We start from the raw sequence: 19,465 nt of genomic DNA, 5'->3' as shown, positions 1-19,465 counted from the left end.
CCTCCTCTTCTTCAGTTGAATAAATGAAAAAGCCACCCCAAATGGAGCGGCCTTCTTATCGATTCAATCATGAATAAGACAAGGTCCAGCTCCACTTCCCTCCGCTAGTACGAACTAGATCAGGTTCAAAGGGTCCAAGATTTTCTCTTGTCTCAGTCATACATGACTCCCCTAGTGGACTTTTGTCATTTAATTATCTTTACTCTACACATGTGGCGATTTGATGTCAACCGCCTTTCTTAATTCAACGTTCTGATTGTTGGCAGCTTCTCGATCCCTGCAGCATAGTAGAAATTCAGAACACTGAAGAAATCAATCGGCTTTCCTGTTTTTAAATCTACAGCTAAAATATGATCACCGTAATTTGTCATATCATCAATATCTAAGCGTCTTGGTGTTGTCTTCCCGAGTGTATCAACAAAGCTACTATGGTAGTACTGCCCGCTAGCAAACGATGATTCATGATACATAAATAAAGTCTCCACATCTAAGTAGACGAGAATGGCCTCAGAGGAACTTGCGTATGGAGCGGAGTACGACACTGGTGCCGAAATACTTTTCACTTTCACACTGTCAACAGAATGAGTTCTCTGTTCATATTTCCCATCATATGAGAAGTAAAACACACGCTCCCATTTATAATCGGCGGTCTTTGTTTGCTTATTGTACACTTTTGTACCATTTGCAAATACATCACCGTTTGCATACTCAGCTACAAAATATTGCAAGGTGGACGAAAGGGATACAGCCCCCGTGAAATTGGGCGGGTTTTTTGCATTCACTTGTATCGTGTAGGAGTCTCCAAATTCTCCGCCGCTTGTAATACCGAATGCATAATCACCTGCTGGTAAATTGGTCAATCCAAGCAGGCTGCCTGCCGGTTGAATCAAATCTGTCGGGTAGGCTTGTCCTGTTTCATAATCAACAACAAATAATTGAACAAAATAATCAGGGTTTGAAGAGGTAATCCGGCTGATGAGTGCCTGAGGTGAAGATGTGCTTAAAAACCATAAATCAACTGGGTCGTCCTCTGTTAAGACAGCCGATTGATTAATAGCTAGTCCATCAATGGAGCGAACGGCAGACGTGCGCATTTTGCCTTCTTTAGCAGCTTTTCGTTTGATACTGATTCCTTTCTTCTTATTCACTTTAAATGATTTTTTCACTTGCTTCTGTTGAATAGCGGTTCCTTCATCCTGCTTTTCAAACGATTCTTGCACTTGCTGAATCGCTTTTTCCGTCAGTGGTGATATTTTCCCTTCTGATTTCGGTGCTTCTTCTGCTTTTAATGCTGGTGAAAACAAACCTGTTGCGACGAGTAAAACAGATAGTAAAGCTGCGGTGATTTTGACATAAAATGCTCTCACAGGAACATCCCCTTTTTCCTCATTTGGGTTTTTTACCCTGTGATTATTTTACCATTATTCTAATTATTGTTTTGGTCTTTTTTGGGACATTTTTATAACAAAAAAACCAGCCGCATGAGTCACGACTGGTTTTTGATCGTTTTATGCAATGGTTTTGACAAACAAGCGTGCTGTTTCTGCACTTGATCCCGGGTTTTGTCCAGTGATGATTTGTCCGTCAACGACAGCAAATGGCGCAAAGGCCTCTCCTTTTTCAAACGCTGCCCCCTGCTCACGAAGTTTTGTTTCCAATAAAAATGGAACTTTTGATGTCAGCTGCACGGCTTCCTCTTCTTCATTTGTGAAGCCTGTGATTTTTTTGCCTTCGATAAATGATTTGCCATTTTGGTCCTTCACATCAACGAATGCTGAAACGCCATGACAAACGGCTCCGATCGCACCATTTTTCTCTGAAACCGCTAAGATCGCATCCGCTACCAGTTGATTAGACGCAAAGTCGATCATAGGGCCGTGTCCTCCAGCAAAGAAAATTCCGTCATAATCAGCGGGATTCACATCTGTAAGCGCCTTTGTGTCTTGAAGTAGTTCATACACATCTTGATATTGCGCTGGGACACCTTCAGGAATTGAATTTTTGTCAATTGGTACAGTGCCACCTTGAATAGAGACAATTTGTACTTCTAGTTCATTTTCTTTAAAAATATGAAATGGCTCTGCCAACTCTTCTAGCCATAAGCCTGTTGGATGTCTATTCATTTCCGGGCTGCTTGTCGATACTAATAACACTTTCTTACTCATCTTGATCATCCTTTCGATATATCCTGTGGCTATTTTATATTTTGCGCAATTAAATATCAAGCAATATGACTTTAGGCCAGCTCATTATGATATACCCGATTTTCTAAAAAATATGGTATGACTCGAAATCTAATCAATATGTCACATTCTATTGGTAGGGAATTTCATGTAAAATTGTCATTGAGTGATATAATATGAGGAAAGTTTGACAGATCTCTCGTCACAAGAGGAGATTTTTAAAGGAGTGGAAAAGAGATGAAAACCTATTCGATTGTGATGATCATTATCACGCTCTGTATTATATTGGCCGTCTTTTTGATGAACCTAACGGGGGTCATGTACGGAAAAATCATTTTGGCCGTTGCCGTTGCCCTTTGTCTAACATCCATTATTCGTTTAATGGGTCTTCGAAAAAGATAAAAGCCGCCCTCACTAGGGGCGGCTTTATTTAAGATTAGATCGCCAGCATCAGTGCAATGAGTGCAAGCAGTGCTGGTACTCCTTGTTTGATGATAATTGATTTATTGGATGTTACACCGCCAAATACTGCTGCGATGAGCACACAAAGAATGAAAAACAGCTGAATCATATATCCAACGGTATTCGATCCAAGAATGAGCCCCCAAATGAGTCCTGCAGCTAAAAACCCGTTATAAAGCCCCTGATTGGCAAACATTACTTTGACATTTGGATCTTTTTGCAAGTGTTCTGGCAGCTTAAAAGATCGCTTCGCCATCTTTGATTCCATAAAAAACATTTCTAATAACATGATGACAATGTGTTCTAATGCGACAATTCCTACTAAAATCATTGCTAAAATATTCAATTTAGTTAATTCCTTTCTGATAGACGGTCACGAATCTCTATTTTGTCCGTGTATAAATCAAAGTCTTGTATTAATTCTAGCGCTTCTGTAAAGCGACTTTGTGGAATGTCTTTCATTTTTCTCACGCCGAATTCCTTTTTAATAAAAGCCATGATGGTATTGATATGAAGCTTACCGTGGCCATCATACTCCAAATGGCTGCAAAAAGTCTGCATCGTCCCTCGAATCACCTTTAATTGCTTGGCAGTGACACAACTCATTGGTAACGCTCATCCTTTCCTTTGTTTTAACAGCTAAAAAGAATCATGGTTGAAAGAAAAACCTTCCAGTGTCTATTATATAATGGTTTCATTCGGATATCAAAATAAAAAAGAACAGACATTCGATTGAAAAAACAATCGTGCCCTCACAATCCTTTTCTCACATATCAAAAAGCCGGATTCAATGATAGAATCCGGCTTTCTATTTAGTTACTTTTCGAAATTAACACCTTTCCAACAGAACGATCCTTACTTTGTCCAACGACTTTAAAGGATAACCCATATGTCGGTACATCGCGTCCTGCATCTGGGTTGTTTGGATTCACATAGTTCTTTTTATCACTAAATGTACGAGCCGGGCGAATGTAGCGATCTTGCAAAGTTAAGCCCGTTGTGGCTGTATAATCTATATTCAGCTTCGTACTTGGATTCAAAGAGAATGCTGCATCATGTACTTGGAACCCTGTTGCGGCAATGGAACCGTCACTCCATTTTAATACTTGCTGATCTGCATCTACTACGCCAAGGAAGCCGTTCCCCGGATGTTTTCCTACCCAGTTATCACTGTATGATTGATCGACATACCAAACGACCAACCCGTTATTATAGCTCATCAGACTTGCCCCGCGTTTAATATGCTTTAAGCCTTTATCGACATCAGCATAAGAGCGCCACTCTAGTAAATAGTATTGTGCTGCATATTGTTTTCCATTAGATTTTGAGAATCCATTAAAGGTAAAAGTAGACGTGCCCTCGGCATCATCTGACCATACTTTCGCTCCATCTGCTGTGACGTTCAGGTCATCTACGAATAAGCCTGGGAGTGCATAGCCTGCATCAGTTGTGTAACGGAATTGCAGGTCGATTTTCTTCCCTGCATAAGCAGACAGGTCAAAGGCTGCATCTACCCAGCCGTCTGATTTTCCGTCGATGCCATTGCCTTCGTTTGCATCTGCTTCATTTCGATCATTCGTGATGTTACCCGCGATGGTCTTCCATTGATCAGTCCCTGTTTCACGCACTTCGACATACGCATAATCATACTCTTCTTCAATATCGTACCATGCTTTAAATGTCAGCTCTGCTTTGCTTCCTTTTGACAAATCAATACCTGTTGTCGTCATGGTTGCATTCAAATTGTCACCCGTTCCGCTGAAGTACGAATATTTCCCTTGAGCAGGTGTCGTGACGACAATCTCTTTATCTGGTAAATCGACTCGAACGGCATCATGGTTTGTTCCTTTTGTTGCTGCTTCATCAATTAATACTGTTTTGCTTTTCTTTAATGTTTTACCATCGATGGTTTGTCCAGAAAGCCAGTTGCCTCCATGCAGATTTTGGAGCATTTCTTTCGCATATGGGCTAAAGCCTGTTGGTTCCGTACCAGGAACTTTACCTGCCCAGCTTCCGCTTGACATGATCGACCAGTAAGAAACGGGCTCTCCTCTGCCTGTGTACTGTGTATCGTACTCGTCAGGAAGACCAAGATCATGTCCGAATTCATGTGTGAACACACCTGCTGCGCCATCTTCAGGCTCGATGGTGTAATCCAACGCGCCTAATTTCCCGCCTTGACCAACTTCAGATTCAGTATCCGGAATTTCAAATACATCACCAAGTGACCAGCGGTGTGACCAAATCGCATCAGCGCCAAGTTGTCCGCCGCCTGCTTCTTCACCTACGCCGGCGTGAACGACCATCAGATGGTCAATGATACCGTCTGGCTCGTTATAAACACCGTCGCCATCAATATCATAGCGGTCCCATTGATCATACTCGCTGAGATCAATATTCGGATCTTTTGCTGCTGCTTCGAGTGCTTCTTTCACCAATTCGCGCGGTCTGCCGTCACTGCCTGAATCGTCAGGTACGTTCCCGCCGTAATAAGCTGCTTCATGCTTCGCTGTATACCATCCTGCAACTGTTCCACTTACTGTGTAACTGCCGCCAGACTGCTTTTCATAATATTGCTTCATGGATACTTTCCGTTTCCCATCTGGACCGATGTAGCCATTTTTTCCGAAAAGCATATCTTGATAGTGCTGTCGATCGTACTTGTCATAGTACATATCAGTCTCTTCTTTTTTGATACTATTATGCTTATAATCTTTAAAATCTACTAATAAAACCAATACTTTATCATTGCGGACGTCACCTTTATACTTTTCCTTTTTGACCGGTTTTACTTGATTGCTTTCTTTTCCTTTATGCTTCTTTAATTTTTTCTTTTTGGCAAGTTTGTTATGTACCTCTTGTTTGTATTCTTTCAGGAATTCAGGCTCTTCTGTTAAGGTGCTGGCACTTTGTTTCATTGCCGATTCTTCTTTTTTCTTTAGATAGTTCTTTAATGCTTTTTGGGTTTCTGCCTCATTGGCATTCTTTTTGATCTTTCCTTGTTTTTTCAAGGCTTTGACGAGACGGTCTTCATTCACGACACTTGAGTCAAATGGAATACCTGAATAATGACCGCCATCTGAGGATGTTGATTTTTCTGTGGTGTGGGCAGATAGAGGGGTGCTGAAAGCTGTCAATGTGCCTAAACTTAGGACAGCGGTTAGTGCAATTTTCGTCCATTTCCCTTTTTTCATATTGGTTCCTCCCTATTTTGGTAATAAATAATATCTAATTCTAGCATATTCCAATATAGTTAAGTCGAAAAACATTTTATTTTCAGAAATTTTGTGGGAAATGCACAATACGTAAATGAAATGGGTGGAACCATATGTCGAAAATAAAAGAACCCTAGGCGATAACCGCCTAGGGTGTTTGTTGTTGTTCTATGAAAGCTGCTGGCCTTGAAAGGCAACCACGTCAAGTGGAGCGGCTAAGAATTCTTTTGCCTTCGCTACGAAAGCCTGGAAATGAGCACTTGCATTATGGCTCTGAACCGCAGCGTCATCTTTCCACACTTCTACCATTAAAAAGGTATTTTCCTTTTCTGTATCCTTGAACAGCTTGTAGGAAACATTGCCTTCTTCAGCCTGTGAAGCTTTCATTAACTCGTTGATTTCTTCTAAAAATACGTTTTCTTTTTCTGGATGAATGGTCATCCCTGCATGAATAATGATCATGTGATCGTCTCCCTTTTTTTAAAAATTATTTCCACTCTGTGATACGGTCGATCGGTAAACGGTAAGATGCATAACCTTCGTCAGCTGCTTTCCCAATGGATAGAAGCATGACTGGTACATAACGTTCTTTATCCCAGCCAAATGTTTCAGCGATGACTTCTTTATCATATCCGCCAATTGGATTTGTATCATAACCGTGTGCACGTGCAGCAAGCATAAGCTGCATAGACACAAGTCCACCGTCAATTAAGATTGTTTCACGGTTCACTTGTTCTGGAAGAGCTTCAAAATGTGCAGTTAATGCAGCAATTTGTCTTTCTTTCACTTCTTGCGGCATGTAGCCATTTTCTACTGCTTTTGAATAAATTTCTTCTAAGTATTCATTGTTTTTCATATCTGCAAAAACTGCAATGACAGCTGCTGATGTTGACACTTGAGTTTGGTTGAATTTTGCAAGTGGTGCAAGCTTTTCTTTTCCTTCTGGGCTGTCAATCACCATGAAGCGCCAAGGCTGTGCATTTACTGATGATGGTGCAGTTGTTGCTTCTTCTAAAATCTCTGTCATTTCTTCTTTGCTGATTTTCACAGATGGATCATAGTTACGAATAGAGCGGCGCCCTTTCATAATTTCCATAAAATCGTTTGTTTTTAATGTTGTAGCCATGTGTAACACTCCTTTAGGTTGTTTGAATCTTTTCGATGTTTTGTTGTATACGGATGAGCACATCAGTGAGAAGCCTTCGTTCTTCTTCACTTACGTTTTCAAGCATTTCTGAGATAAATCGTTCTTTTTCTATTTTAGAAGCTTCGATTCTCGTTCTGCCTTCTTCTGTTAAGCGGACAAGTGTGACTCGATTATCTTCTGGTTTTCTTCTGCGTGTGACCATTCCTTTTGTTTCCAGCTGTTTTAAATGACGCGTCACAGCTGCACTATCAATATTTACTTTTTTCTGCAAATCTGATTGGCTGATTTCATCGGCTTGGAATAACAGCGATAGCAACTCAAGTCTTGATTGGCTGATGCCCGTGCATGCTTCGAACTTCACGCCCATCATACGGTTAACGCACTGCAAACGATATAATACCTCTGCCTCTTCAGAGCAAAATGCAGTCAATGCTATCCCCTCTTTTCTATTCAGAAATCAATTACTTGATATATCAATCATTGACTCGTCAATTAATATACACCCATTGTTTGATGATTGCAAGAGGTTTGTTTCATAAAGTGAATTTTTTTATTTCAATAGAAAAAAATGAGCCTAAAATGACCATAAAAAAAGACAAAAGCGACGAATCACTTTTGTCCTTTTTCTTTATTCAGTAATGACTGTGTGGATCAATGTTGGTGCATCGGCATGATCAGCAATGCGGATGTTGTCATAAATTTTCTCCATGACATTTGCAACATCTTCACGATTCGCATGCAGAGTCACAAGTGAATCTCCTTTTTCAACACGATCGCCCACTTTTTTGTTCAGCATAATGCCGACAGATAGGTCGATATCGTCCTCTTTTGTTGCGCGTCCTGCTCCGAGGATCATCGCTGCAACACCGATTTCGTCCGCGACGATTTCAGCTACGACACCTGATTCTTTTGCAGGTACTTCGATTTTGTAAGGTGCTTGCGGCAGTTTTTCAGGCTGATCCACAATTGAGCTGTCTCCACCTTGGTTTTCTAAGAATTCCTTGAATTTCTCAAGTGCTTTGCCGTTTTTCATCACTTCAATCAGCTTTTCTCTTGCTTCATCAAGTGTGTCTGCTTTTTTCGCAAGAACGACCATTTGACTTCCTAATGTGAGCACAAGCTCGTTTAAGTCTTCAGGACCTTCGCCTCGGAGTGTGTCAATCGCTTCTTTCACTTCAAGGGAATTTCCAATCGCTAATCCTAGCGGCTGAGACATATCAGAGATAACCGCCATTGTTTGTCTGCCTACGTTGTTTCCGATGCGTACCATGGCTTTTGCAAGCTTTTCTGAGTCTTCTGGTGTTTTCATGAAAGCACCTGCGCCTGTTTTCACATCAAGTACAATCGCATCTGCACCAGCAGCAATTTTCTTACTCATAATGGAGCTTGCAATAAGCGGAATTGAGTTAACAGTTCCTGTCACATCACGAAGAGCATACAGCTTTTTATCAGCTGGTGTCAGGTTGCCTGATTGGCCAATGACCGCTACTTTATGACGGTTCACGAGCTCGATGAATTCGTCTTTTGTAATTTCTACGTGGAAGCCTTTGACCGCTTCAAGCTTGTCCACTGTACCGCCTGTATGCCCAAGACCGCGCCCTGACATTTTCGCAACAGGTACATCTAGCGCCGCAACAAGAGGAGCGAGTACAAGCGTTGTTGTATCACCTACACCGCCTGTTGAGTGCTTGTCTACTTTAATACCGTCAATGGCAGACAGGTCAATTGTATCTCCTGAGTTCGCCATAGCGAGTGTTAAGTCTGCACGTTCTTGATCCGTCATATCTTGGAAGAAAATCGCCATAGCCAAGGCACTTGCTTGGTAGTCAGGAATTGTTCCGTCCGTATAACCTTTGACAAAGAAAGAAATTTCCTCTGAAGATAATTCTTTTCCGTCACGTTTTTTCGCAATGATATCTACCATTCTCATTGTTTTCACCATTCCTTTTTTTAAATTAGTAAATCAAACCGACAACGCCTGCTGTTAAGAAGCTGACAAGAGTTGCACCGAATAACAGCTTTAATCCAAAGCGTGCGACTACGTTTCCTTGCTTTTCGTTTAAGCCTTTGACTGCTCCAGCAATGATACCGATAGAAGAGAAGTTCGCAAATGATACAAGGAATACAGAAATGATCGCTTCTGTACGAGCAGTGAAATGCAGGCCGTCTCCAGATAGAGCGAGCATCGCAACAAATTCGTTCGATACCATTTTGGTTGCCATAATGCTTCCTGCTTGTACTGCTTCGCTCCAAGGTACACCGACAAGGAACGCAAATGGAGCAAAGACATATCCAAGTACATCTTGGAAAGAAACACCGATGACTGCTGTAAAGATACCGTTAATCATCGCAATTAATGCAACGAATCCAATCAACATTGCAGCAACAACAATCGCTACTTTGAATCCATCCATAATGTACTCGCCAAGCATTTCGAAGAAGGATTGTCTTTCTTCCTCAACGACTTCAAGCATGTCTTCGTCCTTAGAGACTTCATATGGATTGATGATTGATGCGATAATAAATCCACCAAATAGGTTCAGCACAAGTGCTGTAACCACGTACTCTGGCTTAATCATTTGCATGTATGCACCAACAATCGACATCGATACCGTCGACATTGCAGATGCACATAATGTATAAAGACGCTGCTGAGGTAATAATCCAAGCTGTTTCTTAATAGAAATAAAGACTTCTGATTGACCTAAAATCGCAGACGCTACTGCGTTGTAAGATTCTAGTTTCCCCATACCGTTTACTTTACTAAGCAAATATCCGATTCCGCGTACGATAAGCGGAAGAATACGCCAATGCTGCAGAATACCGATTAACGCCGAGATAAAGACGATCGGCAGTAAGACGTTGATGAAGAAAGTGGACGCATTATCATTCATTAACCCGCCAAATACAAAGTTGATTCCTTCGCCGGCATAGCCTAGAAGCATTTGGAATCCTTTTGCAAAGCCTCCGACTAGAAAGTTTCCAACACCTGTATTGAGCAGAATATAACCTAAAATAAATTGCAGTACAATCATGACAATTACTGGACGGAATTTCACTCGTTTTTTCCCATTACTAGCCAGCCATGCAATGGCGAGAATCACTAGCAAACCGATGATACCAATCACGTATTTCATGTTTTTCCTCCTTGAATGAATTCGTTTACATTAATGCGCTTGTATGGAACAAACCCTATTTCGCAAACAAAACGCGGAAGAAATTCCCAGAAGCGAGTTCCTTCCGCATATGACTTTTTCATCATTTATGAGTCATGAATGTTATCCTACCATAGGATCGTATGAATTAATAGTCTTTCGAAGGAGCTGATTGATCCCCTTTGATAATGGAAACGCCTGCACTTGCGCCAATACGGGTAGCACCTGCAGCTGTCATTGCCTCAACGTCTTCTTTTGTTCTCACGCCGCCTGATGCTTTCACACCGATGTCAGGTCCTACTGTTTTACGCATTAATGTAATGTCCTCAGCCGTTGCACCGCCTGTACTAAATCCAGTCGATGTTTTCACAAAATCAGCGCCCGCTTTCACTGAAAGCTCACAAGCTTTGACTTTTTCTTCATCAGTAAGTAAACATGTTTCAATAATGACTTTCACTAATGCTTTGCCTTTTGCTGCGTCTACAACTGCACGAATATCTTGTTCAACCACATCATATTCGCCGTCTTTCAATGCCGCAACATTGATGACCATGTCCACTTCTGTTGCACCGTTTTCAATGGCATCCTTTGTTTCGAATGCTTTCACCGCTGTTGTGTTTGCGCCTAACGGAAAACCGATGACTGTACATACATCAACACCTGTTCCTGCTAGTTCTTTCGACGCTAGAGATACCCAAGTTGGATTTACGCAAACAGATGCAAATTGATAAGTCTTTGCTTCTTCAAGTAACTGCATAATTGCAGCTCTAGATGTATCTGGTTTTAGTGCTGTATGATCAATGAGCTTTGCTATCGTCATGCTTCACACTTCCTTTTAATTATGATACTTTCATCATATATGACGAGTGAACAATTGTAAACATAGTTATGAAATTTTGTTCATCTATTTTGTGACATTTAAAAGAGCCCTCGCTGTGTGCTGATCGATGATCAATACATTCGCATATTTTCCTCTTAGTGCACCGTGTATAGAAGCCACCTTTCGATGACCGCCAGCGACAAGAATGGATCGTTCTTTTGTCCTTAAATCATCTAGCTCCACGCCAATTGTGCGATTGTTAATGGCTTCACTGCAAATGCGTCCATCTTGATCATAAAAACGCGAGCAAATGTCTCCGACACTGGATTCCTTGAGGAGCGCTTTTTCTTCTTCACGGAAATAACCTAGTCTAAACAAAAGTGCTTCATCTCTTACCGTTCCAACAGTAAACACAGCGATATTCGCCTGCTTGCCCATTTCAATAATTCGCTGAATATGTCTGTCCTGCTCAACCATCTCCTTGACGGCAGCACTATCAAATACAACAGGAAGCGGCAAATAGCGCGGTGCTGTTTGAAAGGCCTCAGCAAACAGCTGGATGGTTTCCGCTGAATATGTATTCACATGAGAATGGCTGATTCCACCCTTGAGCTGGACAACCTCTACACCTTTTACCTGTTTAGGTTGCATCTTTTGTGCAATTTGATACATAGTCGTTCCCCAGCTCACGCCAACGATATCGCCGTCTTTCACCGTCTCTTGCAAGTAATCTGCACCAAATCGGCTCAAATAATCGGTGATGGTTGGATAGTCGTCCTTTGGCGAAAACACCACATGAGCTTCGAGCAGGTCATATTTTTCCTTGAGCAATGAAGAAAGCTCATTTAAATCCTCAAACGGATCCATCACCGTAATCTGGACGTACCCCTTCTCTTTCGCATATTGAAGCAGCCGAGATACAGTCGGTCTCGACAGGTCGAGCTGTTTGGCAATTTCCTGCTGGCTGTAATCAGACATATAATAAAGCCTTGCCGCTTCAATACTCAGCTGTTGTTTCTCTCGATCCATTCATACGCCCCCTTTTTCTTCTATCATAACAAATTGTTCACCTCATCATGCACAAATGTTCATTTGAAGAAAATCGTATAAGCGGCATGAAAGGTCTCATTTTTTTCTAATGTTTGAATCCCAAACTTCTCTTTATACTGTCCATTCGTCCCTTCCATATCGGCGATGCCATACCACGGCTCAATACAAACAAAAGGAGCCATCGTTCCTTTTTCTTGATCATAAGGCGACCAAATGCCAACGAAAGGAAAGCCTGTGAGATCGACCTCAACTCCGTGACCTGCACCTGAAGTCAATGACACTCGATTGATATGGCTAAAGATCATCGCATCAAGCTGAAAAAGCTCCGGTCGAAGCTGGATCGACTCAAGCTCAATACCTTTTTCTTTCTCTCTGACAAGTGAATTCCGCAGTTCATATTGCACAGGGAGATGATCAGTGGAAGGTGTCAATGTGAGTGAATAATCTGCTGTTTGCTCGCCTTCAACAAGAGGAACACGAAATGCTGGGTGCCCTCCAATGGAGAAATACATCGTATCCTCTCCGTCATGATCAATTTCCCAGGAAATCTTCAGTCCATTTTCCAATAGTTCATAACGAATTCGCGCTGTAAATTCATACGGGTATTGCTTCACATGCCGGCCTCTTGATTCATATTGAAAGGTCACCGTATGCTTCGTTTCTTCATATAAATCAAAATTGACATCACGTAAAAAACCATGCTGCGTGAGCTCAAAGGTTTGATCGTCAATCTTGTATTGGTCATTCATTAATCGCCCAACAATCGGAAATAAGACAGGCGACACCCTGCCCCAATAAGCTGGATCACCAGACCACATATAGTGACGCCCGCTTTCCTTGTCAAGCACCTCCCTGACTTCCGCTCCTTTTTCATGAATCTGAACCAATAACTGATCATTTTCGATCGTTCTCATTCAACACATCCCCTTTCCTTCTACTTTTATTATGACAGGGATTTTGGTTTTGAGTATAAAAGAGTTAGTTAGAATAAAAAAGACTTCTCCCTTCTAGGGAAAAGCCGTTTAAATTACTTATTCATCATCTTCTTCTATAGTCCATCTAAGACCTTTGATTTGTTTTAAACTCTCAATTTCTTCTTCGTTTTCAGGAAAAATATAGCTCTCCTCTTCATGTGAGCTTGAAACCATCCACTCTTTCCCATTTTTGAAGAATGATAAATCCTCCAGTAAATTAGGGTGAACCCACCCGTATAGAGAGTTCGAAAGTTCTTTCAAAAGATTTTTTGTGTGTTCATTGGCATAATAATAATAAACATATGCTGTTTGACCATCTCCTAGAATCGTGGTAGCCCATTCAGACTCTTCCTTCATTTCTTTAAGAGATGGTGAAAGTTTATCTAGAATTTCACGATAATCAGCAAAATCAGCAAAATCTTTTCTAAAAACTAATTGGAACTCATCACATACTTCACAACATAAATCGATGAGCGCATTGTATTCCTTCTTTCTTGGTTCACGATTAAGAACAATCATCGAAAACCTCCTCTATCTCAATTTCTTATCTAGGGGCGCCAAAAAAAGCATGTGCTCCTGTTCTTTCATATTTACCTTTTAATTTATAAACTGGATGATAGTGATAATGTTTATTTTTTCCTTTTTTGTCAATTTCTGCACCTATTACTTTTCCAATCGGACTGGCTGCTTTAGCAATAGATTGTGCATTGCTTTTGGAAGTAGACCATGTATCTTTTTTCTGAGCTAATCTTTTTACAGCGTTTGCACGACTTACGCCTTTTCCAATAAATAAATGAGGTTTATCTTTGTCTCGATAAGCAATAAAGTGATTATGTTTATTGTCTTTCCTTTTTATAAATTCAGAATAAGCAATATAGGTAACACCTACTACTGTTACTGCAAGTCCCAAAGCTAATAAATGTTCTAATAGAACTGCCCCAATAGCAATACCAATAGGGATAACAAATGCAAAAGATGCTTGAATATCTTCAGAATTCACTTCATATTTTTTATCATCTTTTGTATCTTTAAATGTAACATCTAAATTATCATTTAAAAGTGTCTGCAAGTCAACTTCATAATCCTTTGAAACCTTTTCACCTTCACTACCAATTTCTTCAGTTTGATAACTGATTTCTGTTGTTTTTTTATTTAGAGTTAGAATACCAGTTACTCCGTCTTGCTCCTGTGAAATTACATATTTTTCATTACTATCTTCTAAAACATGAAAATCTTTTGTGGTAACAGCCTCTGTTTTATTTGGAAATTGGAAAAACAAAGTTATAACCAGCGATAGACATATAACAATTGAGATTAACTTACTTATTTTATTCATCCTAAACTAAACCTCCGAGTTTCTTGTTCTAAAAAACAATTTTATTCAAATAATCATCAATACCATTTTTTCAAAACTTTATATATTTGTTGGTTTAAACGTTCTTCAGAATTAATATTAAAACGTTCCCGGTACTGTAAAATTAAGCTTACTACACCTGTAATATGGGCACTCGCTAAAGAGGTACCACTTTCAATCGCATAGTTGTTATGAGGCTTTAGAACTGGTATATCCACACCAGGGGCAGCAAAATTGTAATTTCCTTTAGATGAAAATTCAGCTACCTTCTTATGCTTATCCACAGCGGTTACAGAAAAAACATTCTCATAAGCAGCTGGGTAATCCATTTTCCTTCCATACTTATTACCAACAGCAGCTACTATAATTATGTTTTTTTGTATTGCTTTGTCTATAATTTTCTTAACAGATGGATCATCTTTCATTAATCCAAAACTAGCATTGATAACATCAATTTTATTATCAATACACCATTGAACAGCTTTAACAAAATTTTTTATTGAACCCTTGCCTTTTGAATCTAGAATTTTAACAGGATATAACTCTACATTCTGCGTTATACCCACAAGTCCAATTTCATTATCATTAGCTGTGATTATTCCAGCTACAGCAGTACCGTGCCCTAAACTGTCCTCTTGTTCTCCTCCTGTACCAATTGTGTTAAGTCCTTTTTTAACTTTACCTACCAAATCAGGGTGAGTCCCATCTATCCCACTATCAATTATTGCTATTCGTACACTTTCTCCTCCTCTATTATTTTCCACATATTTTTTTGTTAGCTTTATGCTCCATGGAATCTGTTGATGAATATTATTAGTGAAGTTTAAATTTTTTGAGTGCAATTCAAAACACTTAAAATAAATTAAAAGAACTATTAATATTATCAAAAATCTTTTTATCAAACTATTGATTCAACACCACTCCTTTTTTCATATATTATTCTATATTATGGTTTTGAGTCAATATAAAACCAAAAATGTTATATATTAATATATGGTGGTTTACAATAAAAATTTATTGAATAAATTCAAACTAAATATTATGCGTTGACGTCTATTATATATACAATATATGAGTAACCTTTATTAAATAAAGGTTCTTTTACAATTGATGGGGGATTCATTTTCATGAACAGCAAGGAAAATCGTTTTCGTTATATTTTAGGATTAGATGGACTAAGAGCCGTTGCTGTATTGGCAGTTATTGCTTATCACTTACATATCAGACCCGCAAGCGGCGGGTTTCTTGGCGTTGATTTATTTTTTGTCATTTCTGGTTACTTGATTACAACGATCTTGTTACATAAGCAGGATTTAGGCTATCAAGAGCTTTTGCCATTTTGGATGGGACGGATTAGGAGGCTTCTTCCAGCCGCTTACATCATGATTTTTATAACCGTCAGCTGGTGCGCGATTGCTGGATCAAACGCATTATTGTCCATTCGTGGCGATGCCATATCGTCCTTTTTTTATGTCAGTAACTGGTGGTACATTTTTCACCAGCTTTCATATTTTGATAGCTTCAATGCCCTATCTCCACTGAAAAATTTGTGGTCTCTGGCAATAGAAGAGCAATTTTATATCATTTGGCCGGTACTGTTGATTGCAGGGCTGAAATGGGTAAAAAACAGATCCCATCTGCCTATGATCACCTTTGGACTTGCACTTGTCTCTGCCTTATGGATGGCGATTCTTTATTCACCAGATACTGATCCAAGCAGGGTTTATTATGGAACAGATACTCGTGCATTTGCGCTCCTGATTGGATGCACCCTGGCATTTGTGTGGCCTATGCAAAGACTGTCCAGCAAAAAATTACTTCCTGTTGGCAGACGTATTTTACATATTGCCGGGTTCGGTTCGTTTGCGATTTTCCTTCTTTGTGTTTATGCAGTGGACGATTTCGATGCCTTTCTCTATCAGGGCGGCATGCTTTTATTCTGTCTGAATGCGGCCATCTTAATTGCGTGCGTCTGCCACCCTGCAAGTCTTATAGGGAAATGGCTGTCCTTTCAGCCGCTCGTCTGGCTTGGTAAACGGTCTTATGGTATTTACCTGTGGCATTATCCCATTATCGTACTGACCACACCGGTCATTGAAATTGGACAGCCTTCCATAGCGCGTGTCACATTGCAGCTCATCGCCATTTTACTAGTTGCTGAGGCTTCCTATCGCTTCATCGAACAACCGATCCGCCAGCATGGCTTCAGACAATATTTTTCCTCTTGGTCTATTTGGAAAAAAGGAATCAAACAGTGGTCTACATCTAATAAGGTGTTCCTTGGAATCACCGCAGCTCTTTTGATCTTATTTATCATTGGCATGTCTAACTCGTCCACTTCCTCCCCACATGTGAAGGAAGTGACGCAAATTAAGACAACACCGAAAAAAACAGCCGAACCATCGGAATCAAAAGCGAAGAAAAAGAAAGAAAAGCACGAGAAAAAAGCAGCTGATCAAAAACAATTTCACCAAGTTCTTGCCATTGGTGATTCTGTCATGCTAGACATTGCGCCGAATCTTGAAAAAGCATATAAACAAATCACCATCGATGGGAAAGTTGGCAGACAGATGAACGAAGCCATCAGCATCGCCCCTCAATACAAATCATTTAATCAATCTGATGCCGCTGTTATCATTGAACTTGGCACAAATGGTTATTTTACTGAGGACACGCTGAAAGCATTCATTCAAAACTTTTCTAAGGCACATATTTTCCTAGTGAATACGAGGGTTCCAAGGTCATGGGAAAATGATGTGAATGCGGTAATTCAGCGAGTGGCTGATCAAGATCAAAATGTCACCTTGGTCGATTGGCATTCAGCCGCTACTGGACAGCCATCCTATTTTCAGTCCGATGGTGTCCACCTTTCAAAAAAAGGTTCTGACACACTGACACAGCTCATTACAGCAAGCATTAAGAAAAAAGGGGATGTGTCGACTTCATCATAAAAAGACTAGCAGAATGCTAGTCTCAGATTGTTGACAAAGGGCTAAAATGATCTTTATTTTAGCCCTTTGTCTTCTATTCAGCGTGATAGAAAACCTTTGCAGTCTAGGAAGGGCGAGCACCGGAGCGGAGCGAATTCGACATTCGTGAGCACCGAAGCGCAGACCTGACCCCGAATGCGAGGGTTTGTCTACACGCTGAGACTAGCAGAATGCTAGTCTTTTTTTATGCTGTCAAAAGGCTGGCCCTTATCGCTAATGTCTGCTCTTCCTTTGCTTTTTGATCCACCAAAGCAAAATGCCCGTTCTCATATGCTAGTGAAAATAATTCTTCAATATGAAAAATCCCTGGCTGAAACCGCCTGTTCAATAAATGCAGGGCCCCAGCACAGGCGACTTGAGCTGTTGCTTGAGACTCGTCGTGCCCTTTTATTCCAAGCGCTGCATGATGAACCTTTTTCCCATCCGTCCCTGCCGCTTCCACTTTGACTGCATATTGATCTGTTCCCACTTGAGAAGATTGAATCATTGAAATGGCTCTGTCCTTCATCTTCGGCAGTGTAAGGAACGATGTCAGCCCAAGGCTCCTTGTGAGAGCCAATGCACCCGTCGCGAGACGTGAATCAAAACAAAGCCTTGTCGTCACAGATGGCACATGAAGTGTGGAAGGCAATGTCTGTTGATCAGAGAAGGGGAATCGATAGGCATACCGCTTTCCAAGCTGTTCACCAAAGTTGACCTGTCTGCCTCCAGTAAAGCTTTTCACTCTTTTCCGCTGATCATGCTCAGTAAGTTCATAATCAGTATGGACATGATCAATCGTCCATTCAATCGCGGCTTTTCCATGCTGATCCCCCAACCCAAGCATAATCCCAATATCTATTTGATCCACTGATGAAAGCATAGATGCCGCTTTTGCAGCTAATAAATTTGTAAGACCGGGCGCGAGACCTACACTGAGCAAAGCCGTTGCACTGATTTGCTGCTGATCCAGCTGTGCCATTTGCTCCATATACGCCCCCTTTGCAGAAATATCGATATAATCAATGCCTGCCCGCAGAACGGTTTCAGCAAATGACGTGTCTTCTTGATCGAGACACATGATCACCAGCTTTGTTTCATTCATCCAGTCAGAATGTAATGGCTGACTAACATCTAGTTTGTAAGGACGGACTCTGCCTTTGGTCTGCTGTGAAAATTGTTCGGCCTTCTCATAGCTTCTGCCCGCCGCAACAATTTGCCCTGTATACACTTCACTTAACTGAAGACATATTTGCCGTCCGACATGTCCATAGCCGCCAATTACCATTACCTGTGATCTCATCTCTCATCCGCCTCTCTACGGCCTCGCTTGCAAACAAGCCCTTTGATCATTCCTGCCTGAAAATAAGGTCTGATGTCTCGAAACCCCGCCTCAATTAAATGTTCTCTCATCTCCTCCTCAGGTACAGGATATGTCGCACGTCCCAGTCTGTCATGAAAGGACGAAAACACTTCTTTTCCTAGACCTTGCCGCTTCATGAAAAGAGACAGCATATGAAGCTCTTGCTGAAATGCGCTGGAATTCATCTCCCCTTGTATAAATGCGAGTACAAGCGGGGCCCCGGGTTGAAGCCTTTGTGCAATCTCCTGTAAAAATGGCAGCCGATTTTCTACAAAATGAATCACGAGCAGGCTCACTGCGCCATCGTAAACGGCTTCAGCAGACACCTTGTTTAATGCGGTCTCATACCAAGTGACACGCGCCTCCATATGGAGCTGTGAAACCCGCTGTTTCGCCATATCCAGCATAGATGCAGACGGATCGACTCCTGTGATGAGCCAGTCTTCTTTTCTCTGAAGCATGTTGATGATCTCTTCGCCCCCACCCGCTCCGACAGTTAGAATACGAGAGGCCGCTCCCTTTATTTCAGTTTCTAGTACATCTACTGTTAACTCATGCAAAAGGTGGTAGCCGGGTACTTTATGTGAAATCGTTGCTTCGTATGATTCAGCAACAGGGTCGTGCCAATGCTGGTTTCCTTTCATATGATTCTCCTCCAGTTCCTTTCCGCTTTCCATCGTTTCCTGTACACTAACGATATGACATCTTTATTGTAAAAAGAGGCACCAGAAAAAACGATCCCTAAAAGTGGGGGTTTTTGAGGAGGAGATCAT

The 19,465-nt window shown here is 41.0% G+C and carries 19 protein-coding genes, 1 pseudogene and 1 riboswitch; of the genes and pseudogenes, 2 read left to right on the top strand and 18 right to left on the bottom strand.

The window, feature by feature from the left end:
* Nucleotides 1–79 precede the first annotated feature (79 nt).
* A riboswitch (TPP riboswitch) is annotated at nt 80–183 on the bottom strand.
* 56 nt (nt 184–239) lie between these two features.
* Together AAZR19_RS07070 and AAZR19_RS07065 are read right to left on the bottom strand one after the other, a co-directional pair.
* Complete coding sequence (locus AAZR19_RS07070) at nt 240–1,367, bottom strand: hypothetical protein (RefSeq protein WP_075621450.1); 1,128 nt, start codon at nt 1,365–1,367, stop codon at nt 240–242.
* A 141-nt stretch (nt 1,368–1,508) separates the two neighbouring features.
* The gene (locus tag AAZR19_RS07065) at nt 1,509–2,165 is read right to left on the bottom strand and encodes a type 1 glutamine amidotransferase domain-containing protein (RefSeq protein ID WP_087975969.1); all 657 of its coding nucleotides are present in this window, start codon (nt 2,163–2,165) and stop codon (nt 1,509–1,511) included.
* A 255-nt stretch (nt 2,166–2,420) separates the two neighbouring features.
* On the opposite strand from AAZR19_RS07065, the gene AAZR19_RS07060 reads away from it, so the two are divergent.
* Nucleotides 2,421–2,585, top strand: a complete 165-nt coding sequence (locus tag AAZR19_RS07060) for a hypothetical protein (RefSeq protein WP_003214630.1) — start codon at nt 2,421–2,423, stop codon at nt 2,583–2,585.
* Between the two features lie 34 nt (nt 2,586–2,619).
* Here the strand turns inward: AAZR19_RS07060 and AAZR19_RS07055 are convergent, their stop codons facing one another.
* The 14 genes and pseudogenes from AAZR19_RS07055 to AAZR19_RS06990 all read right to left on the bottom strand — a co-directional run bounded on the left by AAZR19_RS07055 (nt 2,620) and on the right by AAZR19_RS06990 (nt 15,262).
* Nucleotides 2,620–2,991 carry a DUF1304 domain-containing protein gene (locus AAZR19_RS07055; protein WP_024423930.1) on the bottom strand — a complete coding sequence of 124 codons (372 nt, stop codon included), beginning with the start codon at nt 2,989–2,991 and terminating at the stop codon, nt 2,620–2,622.
* Nucleotides 2,992–2,996: 5 nt separating this feature from the next.
* A complete protein-coding gene (locus AAZR19_RS07050; protein WP_012011773.1) occupies nt 2,997–3,251 on the bottom strand; it encodes an ORF6C domain-containing protein in 255 nt (84 codons plus the stop codon).
* Nucleotides 3,252–3,457: 206 nt separating this feature from the next.
* Nucleotides 3,458–5,839 (bottom strand): immune inhibitor A domain-containing protein, encoded by a 2,382-nt coding sequence (locus AAZR19_RS07045; RefSeq protein WP_087975968.1) that lies wholly within the window; start codon nt 5,837–5,839, stop codon nt 3,458–3,460.
* Nucleotides 5,840–6,028: 189 nt separating this feature from the next.
* Nucleotides 6,029–6,322 (bottom strand): putative quinol monooxygenase, encoded by a 294-nt coding sequence (locus AAZR19_RS07040; protein ID WP_024423933.1) that lies wholly within the window; start codon nt 6,320–6,322, stop codon nt 6,029–6,031.
* 25 nt (nt 6,323–6,347) lie between these two features.
* A complete protein-coding gene (locus tag AAZR19_RS07035; protein ID WP_041118286.1) occupies nt 6,348–6,986 on the bottom strand; it encodes a nitroreductase family protein in 639 nt (212 codons plus the stop codon).
* A 13-nt stretch (nt 6,987–6,999) separates the two neighbouring features.
* Nucleotides 7,000–7,484 (bottom strand): annotated as a pseudogene (locus tag AAZR19_RS07030) (MarR family winged helix-turn-helix transcriptional regulator).
* 151 nt (nt 7,485–7,635) lie between these two features.
* Nucleotides 7,636–8,937 (bottom strand): pyrimidine-nucleoside phosphorylase, encoded by a 1,302-nt coding sequence (locus tag AAZR19_RS07025; protein WP_041087525.1) that lies wholly within the window; start codon nt 8,935–8,937, stop codon nt 7,636–7,638.
* A gap of 25 nt (nt 8,938–8,962) precedes the next feature.
* Nucleotides 8,963–10,144, bottom strand: coding sequence for a NupC/NupG family nucleoside CNT transporter (locus AAZR19_RS07020; RefSeq protein ID WP_017368363.1), 1,182 nt, complete (start codon nt 10,142–10,144; stop codon nt 8,963–8,965).
* Nucleotides 10,145–10,310: 166 nt separating this feature from the next.
* Nucleotides 10,311–10,982: a deoxyribose-phosphate aldolase gene (gene deoC / locus AAZR19_RS07015; RefSeq protein ID WP_075621446.1), complete on the bottom strand. Its 672-nt coding sequence runs from the start codon at nt 10,980–10,982 to the stop codon at nt 10,311–10,313.
* Nucleotides 10,983–11,066: 84 nt separating this feature from the next.
* Nucleotides 11,067–12,011, bottom strand: a complete 945-nt coding sequence (locus AAZR19_RS07010) for a sugar-binding transcriptional regulator (RefSeq protein WP_056765350.1) — start codon at nt 12,009–12,011, stop codon at nt 11,067–11,069.
* Nucleotides 12,012–12,070: 59 nt separating this feature from the next.
* Nucleotides 12,071–12,946: an aldose 1-epimerase family protein gene (locus AAZR19_RS07005; protein WP_087975967.1), complete on the bottom strand. Its 876-nt coding sequence runs from the start codon at nt 12,944–12,946 to the stop codon at nt 12,071–12,073.
* 117 nt (nt 12,947–13,063) lie between these two features.
* A complete protein-coding gene (locus tag AAZR19_RS07000; protein ID WP_056765343.1) occupies nt 13,064–13,525 on the bottom strand; it encodes a hypothetical protein in 462 nt (153 codons plus the stop codon).
* Between the two features lie 25 nt (nt 13,526–13,550).
* The gene (locus AAZR19_RS06995; RefSeq protein ID WP_140352791.1) at nt 13,551–14,342 is read right to left on the bottom strand and encodes an SAR2788 family putative toxin; all 792 of its coding nucleotides are present in this window, start codon (nt 14,340–14,342) and stop codon (nt 13,551–13,553) included.
* A 56-nt stretch (nt 14,343–14,398) separates the two neighbouring features.
* Entirely contained in the window at nt 14,399–15,262 is an 864-nt protein-coding gene (locus AAZR19_RS06990; protein ID WP_056765338.1) for a S8 family peptidase, read from the bottom strand.
* Between the two features lie 225 nt (nt 15,263–15,487).
* On the opposite strand from AAZR19_RS06990, the gene AAZR19_RS06985 reads away from it, so the two are divergent.
* Nucleotides 15,488–17,311, top strand: coding sequence for an acyltransferase family protein (locus tag AAZR19_RS06985; RefSeq protein ID WP_434702705.1), 1,824 nt, complete (start codon nt 15,488–15,490; stop codon nt 17,309–17,311).
* Nucleotides 17,312–17,534: 223 nt separating this feature from the next.
* Here the strand turns inward: AAZR19_RS06985 and AAZR19_RS06980 are convergent, their stop codons facing one another.
* Both AAZR19_RS06980 and AAZR19_RS06975 read right to left on the bottom strand, forming a co-directional pair.
* Nucleotides 17,535–18,632: a saccharopine dehydrogenase family protein gene (locus tag AAZR19_RS06980; RefSeq protein ID WP_434702703.1), complete on the bottom strand. Its 1,098-nt coding sequence runs from the start codon at nt 18,630–18,632 to the stop codon at nt 17,535–17,537.
* Nucleotides 18,629–19,336: a class I SAM-dependent methyltransferase gene (locus AAZR19_RS06975; protein ID WP_041108459.1), complete on the bottom strand. Its 708-nt coding sequence runs from the start codon at nt 19,334–19,336 to the stop codon at nt 18,629–18,631. The genes AAZR19_RS06980 and AAZR19_RS06975 overlap by 4 nt, the downstream gene beginning before the upstream one ends.
* Between the last annotated feature and the right edge of the window lie 129 nt (nt 19,337–19,465).

Source organism: Bacillus sp. Je.9.29.b (assembly GCF_051129925.1).
In the GTDB taxonomy this organism is placed as follows: Bacteria; Bacillota; Bacilli; order Bacillales; family Bacillaceae; genus Bacillus; species Bacillus safensis.
This window is presented reverse-complemented; position numbering and strand designations above follow the sequence as displayed.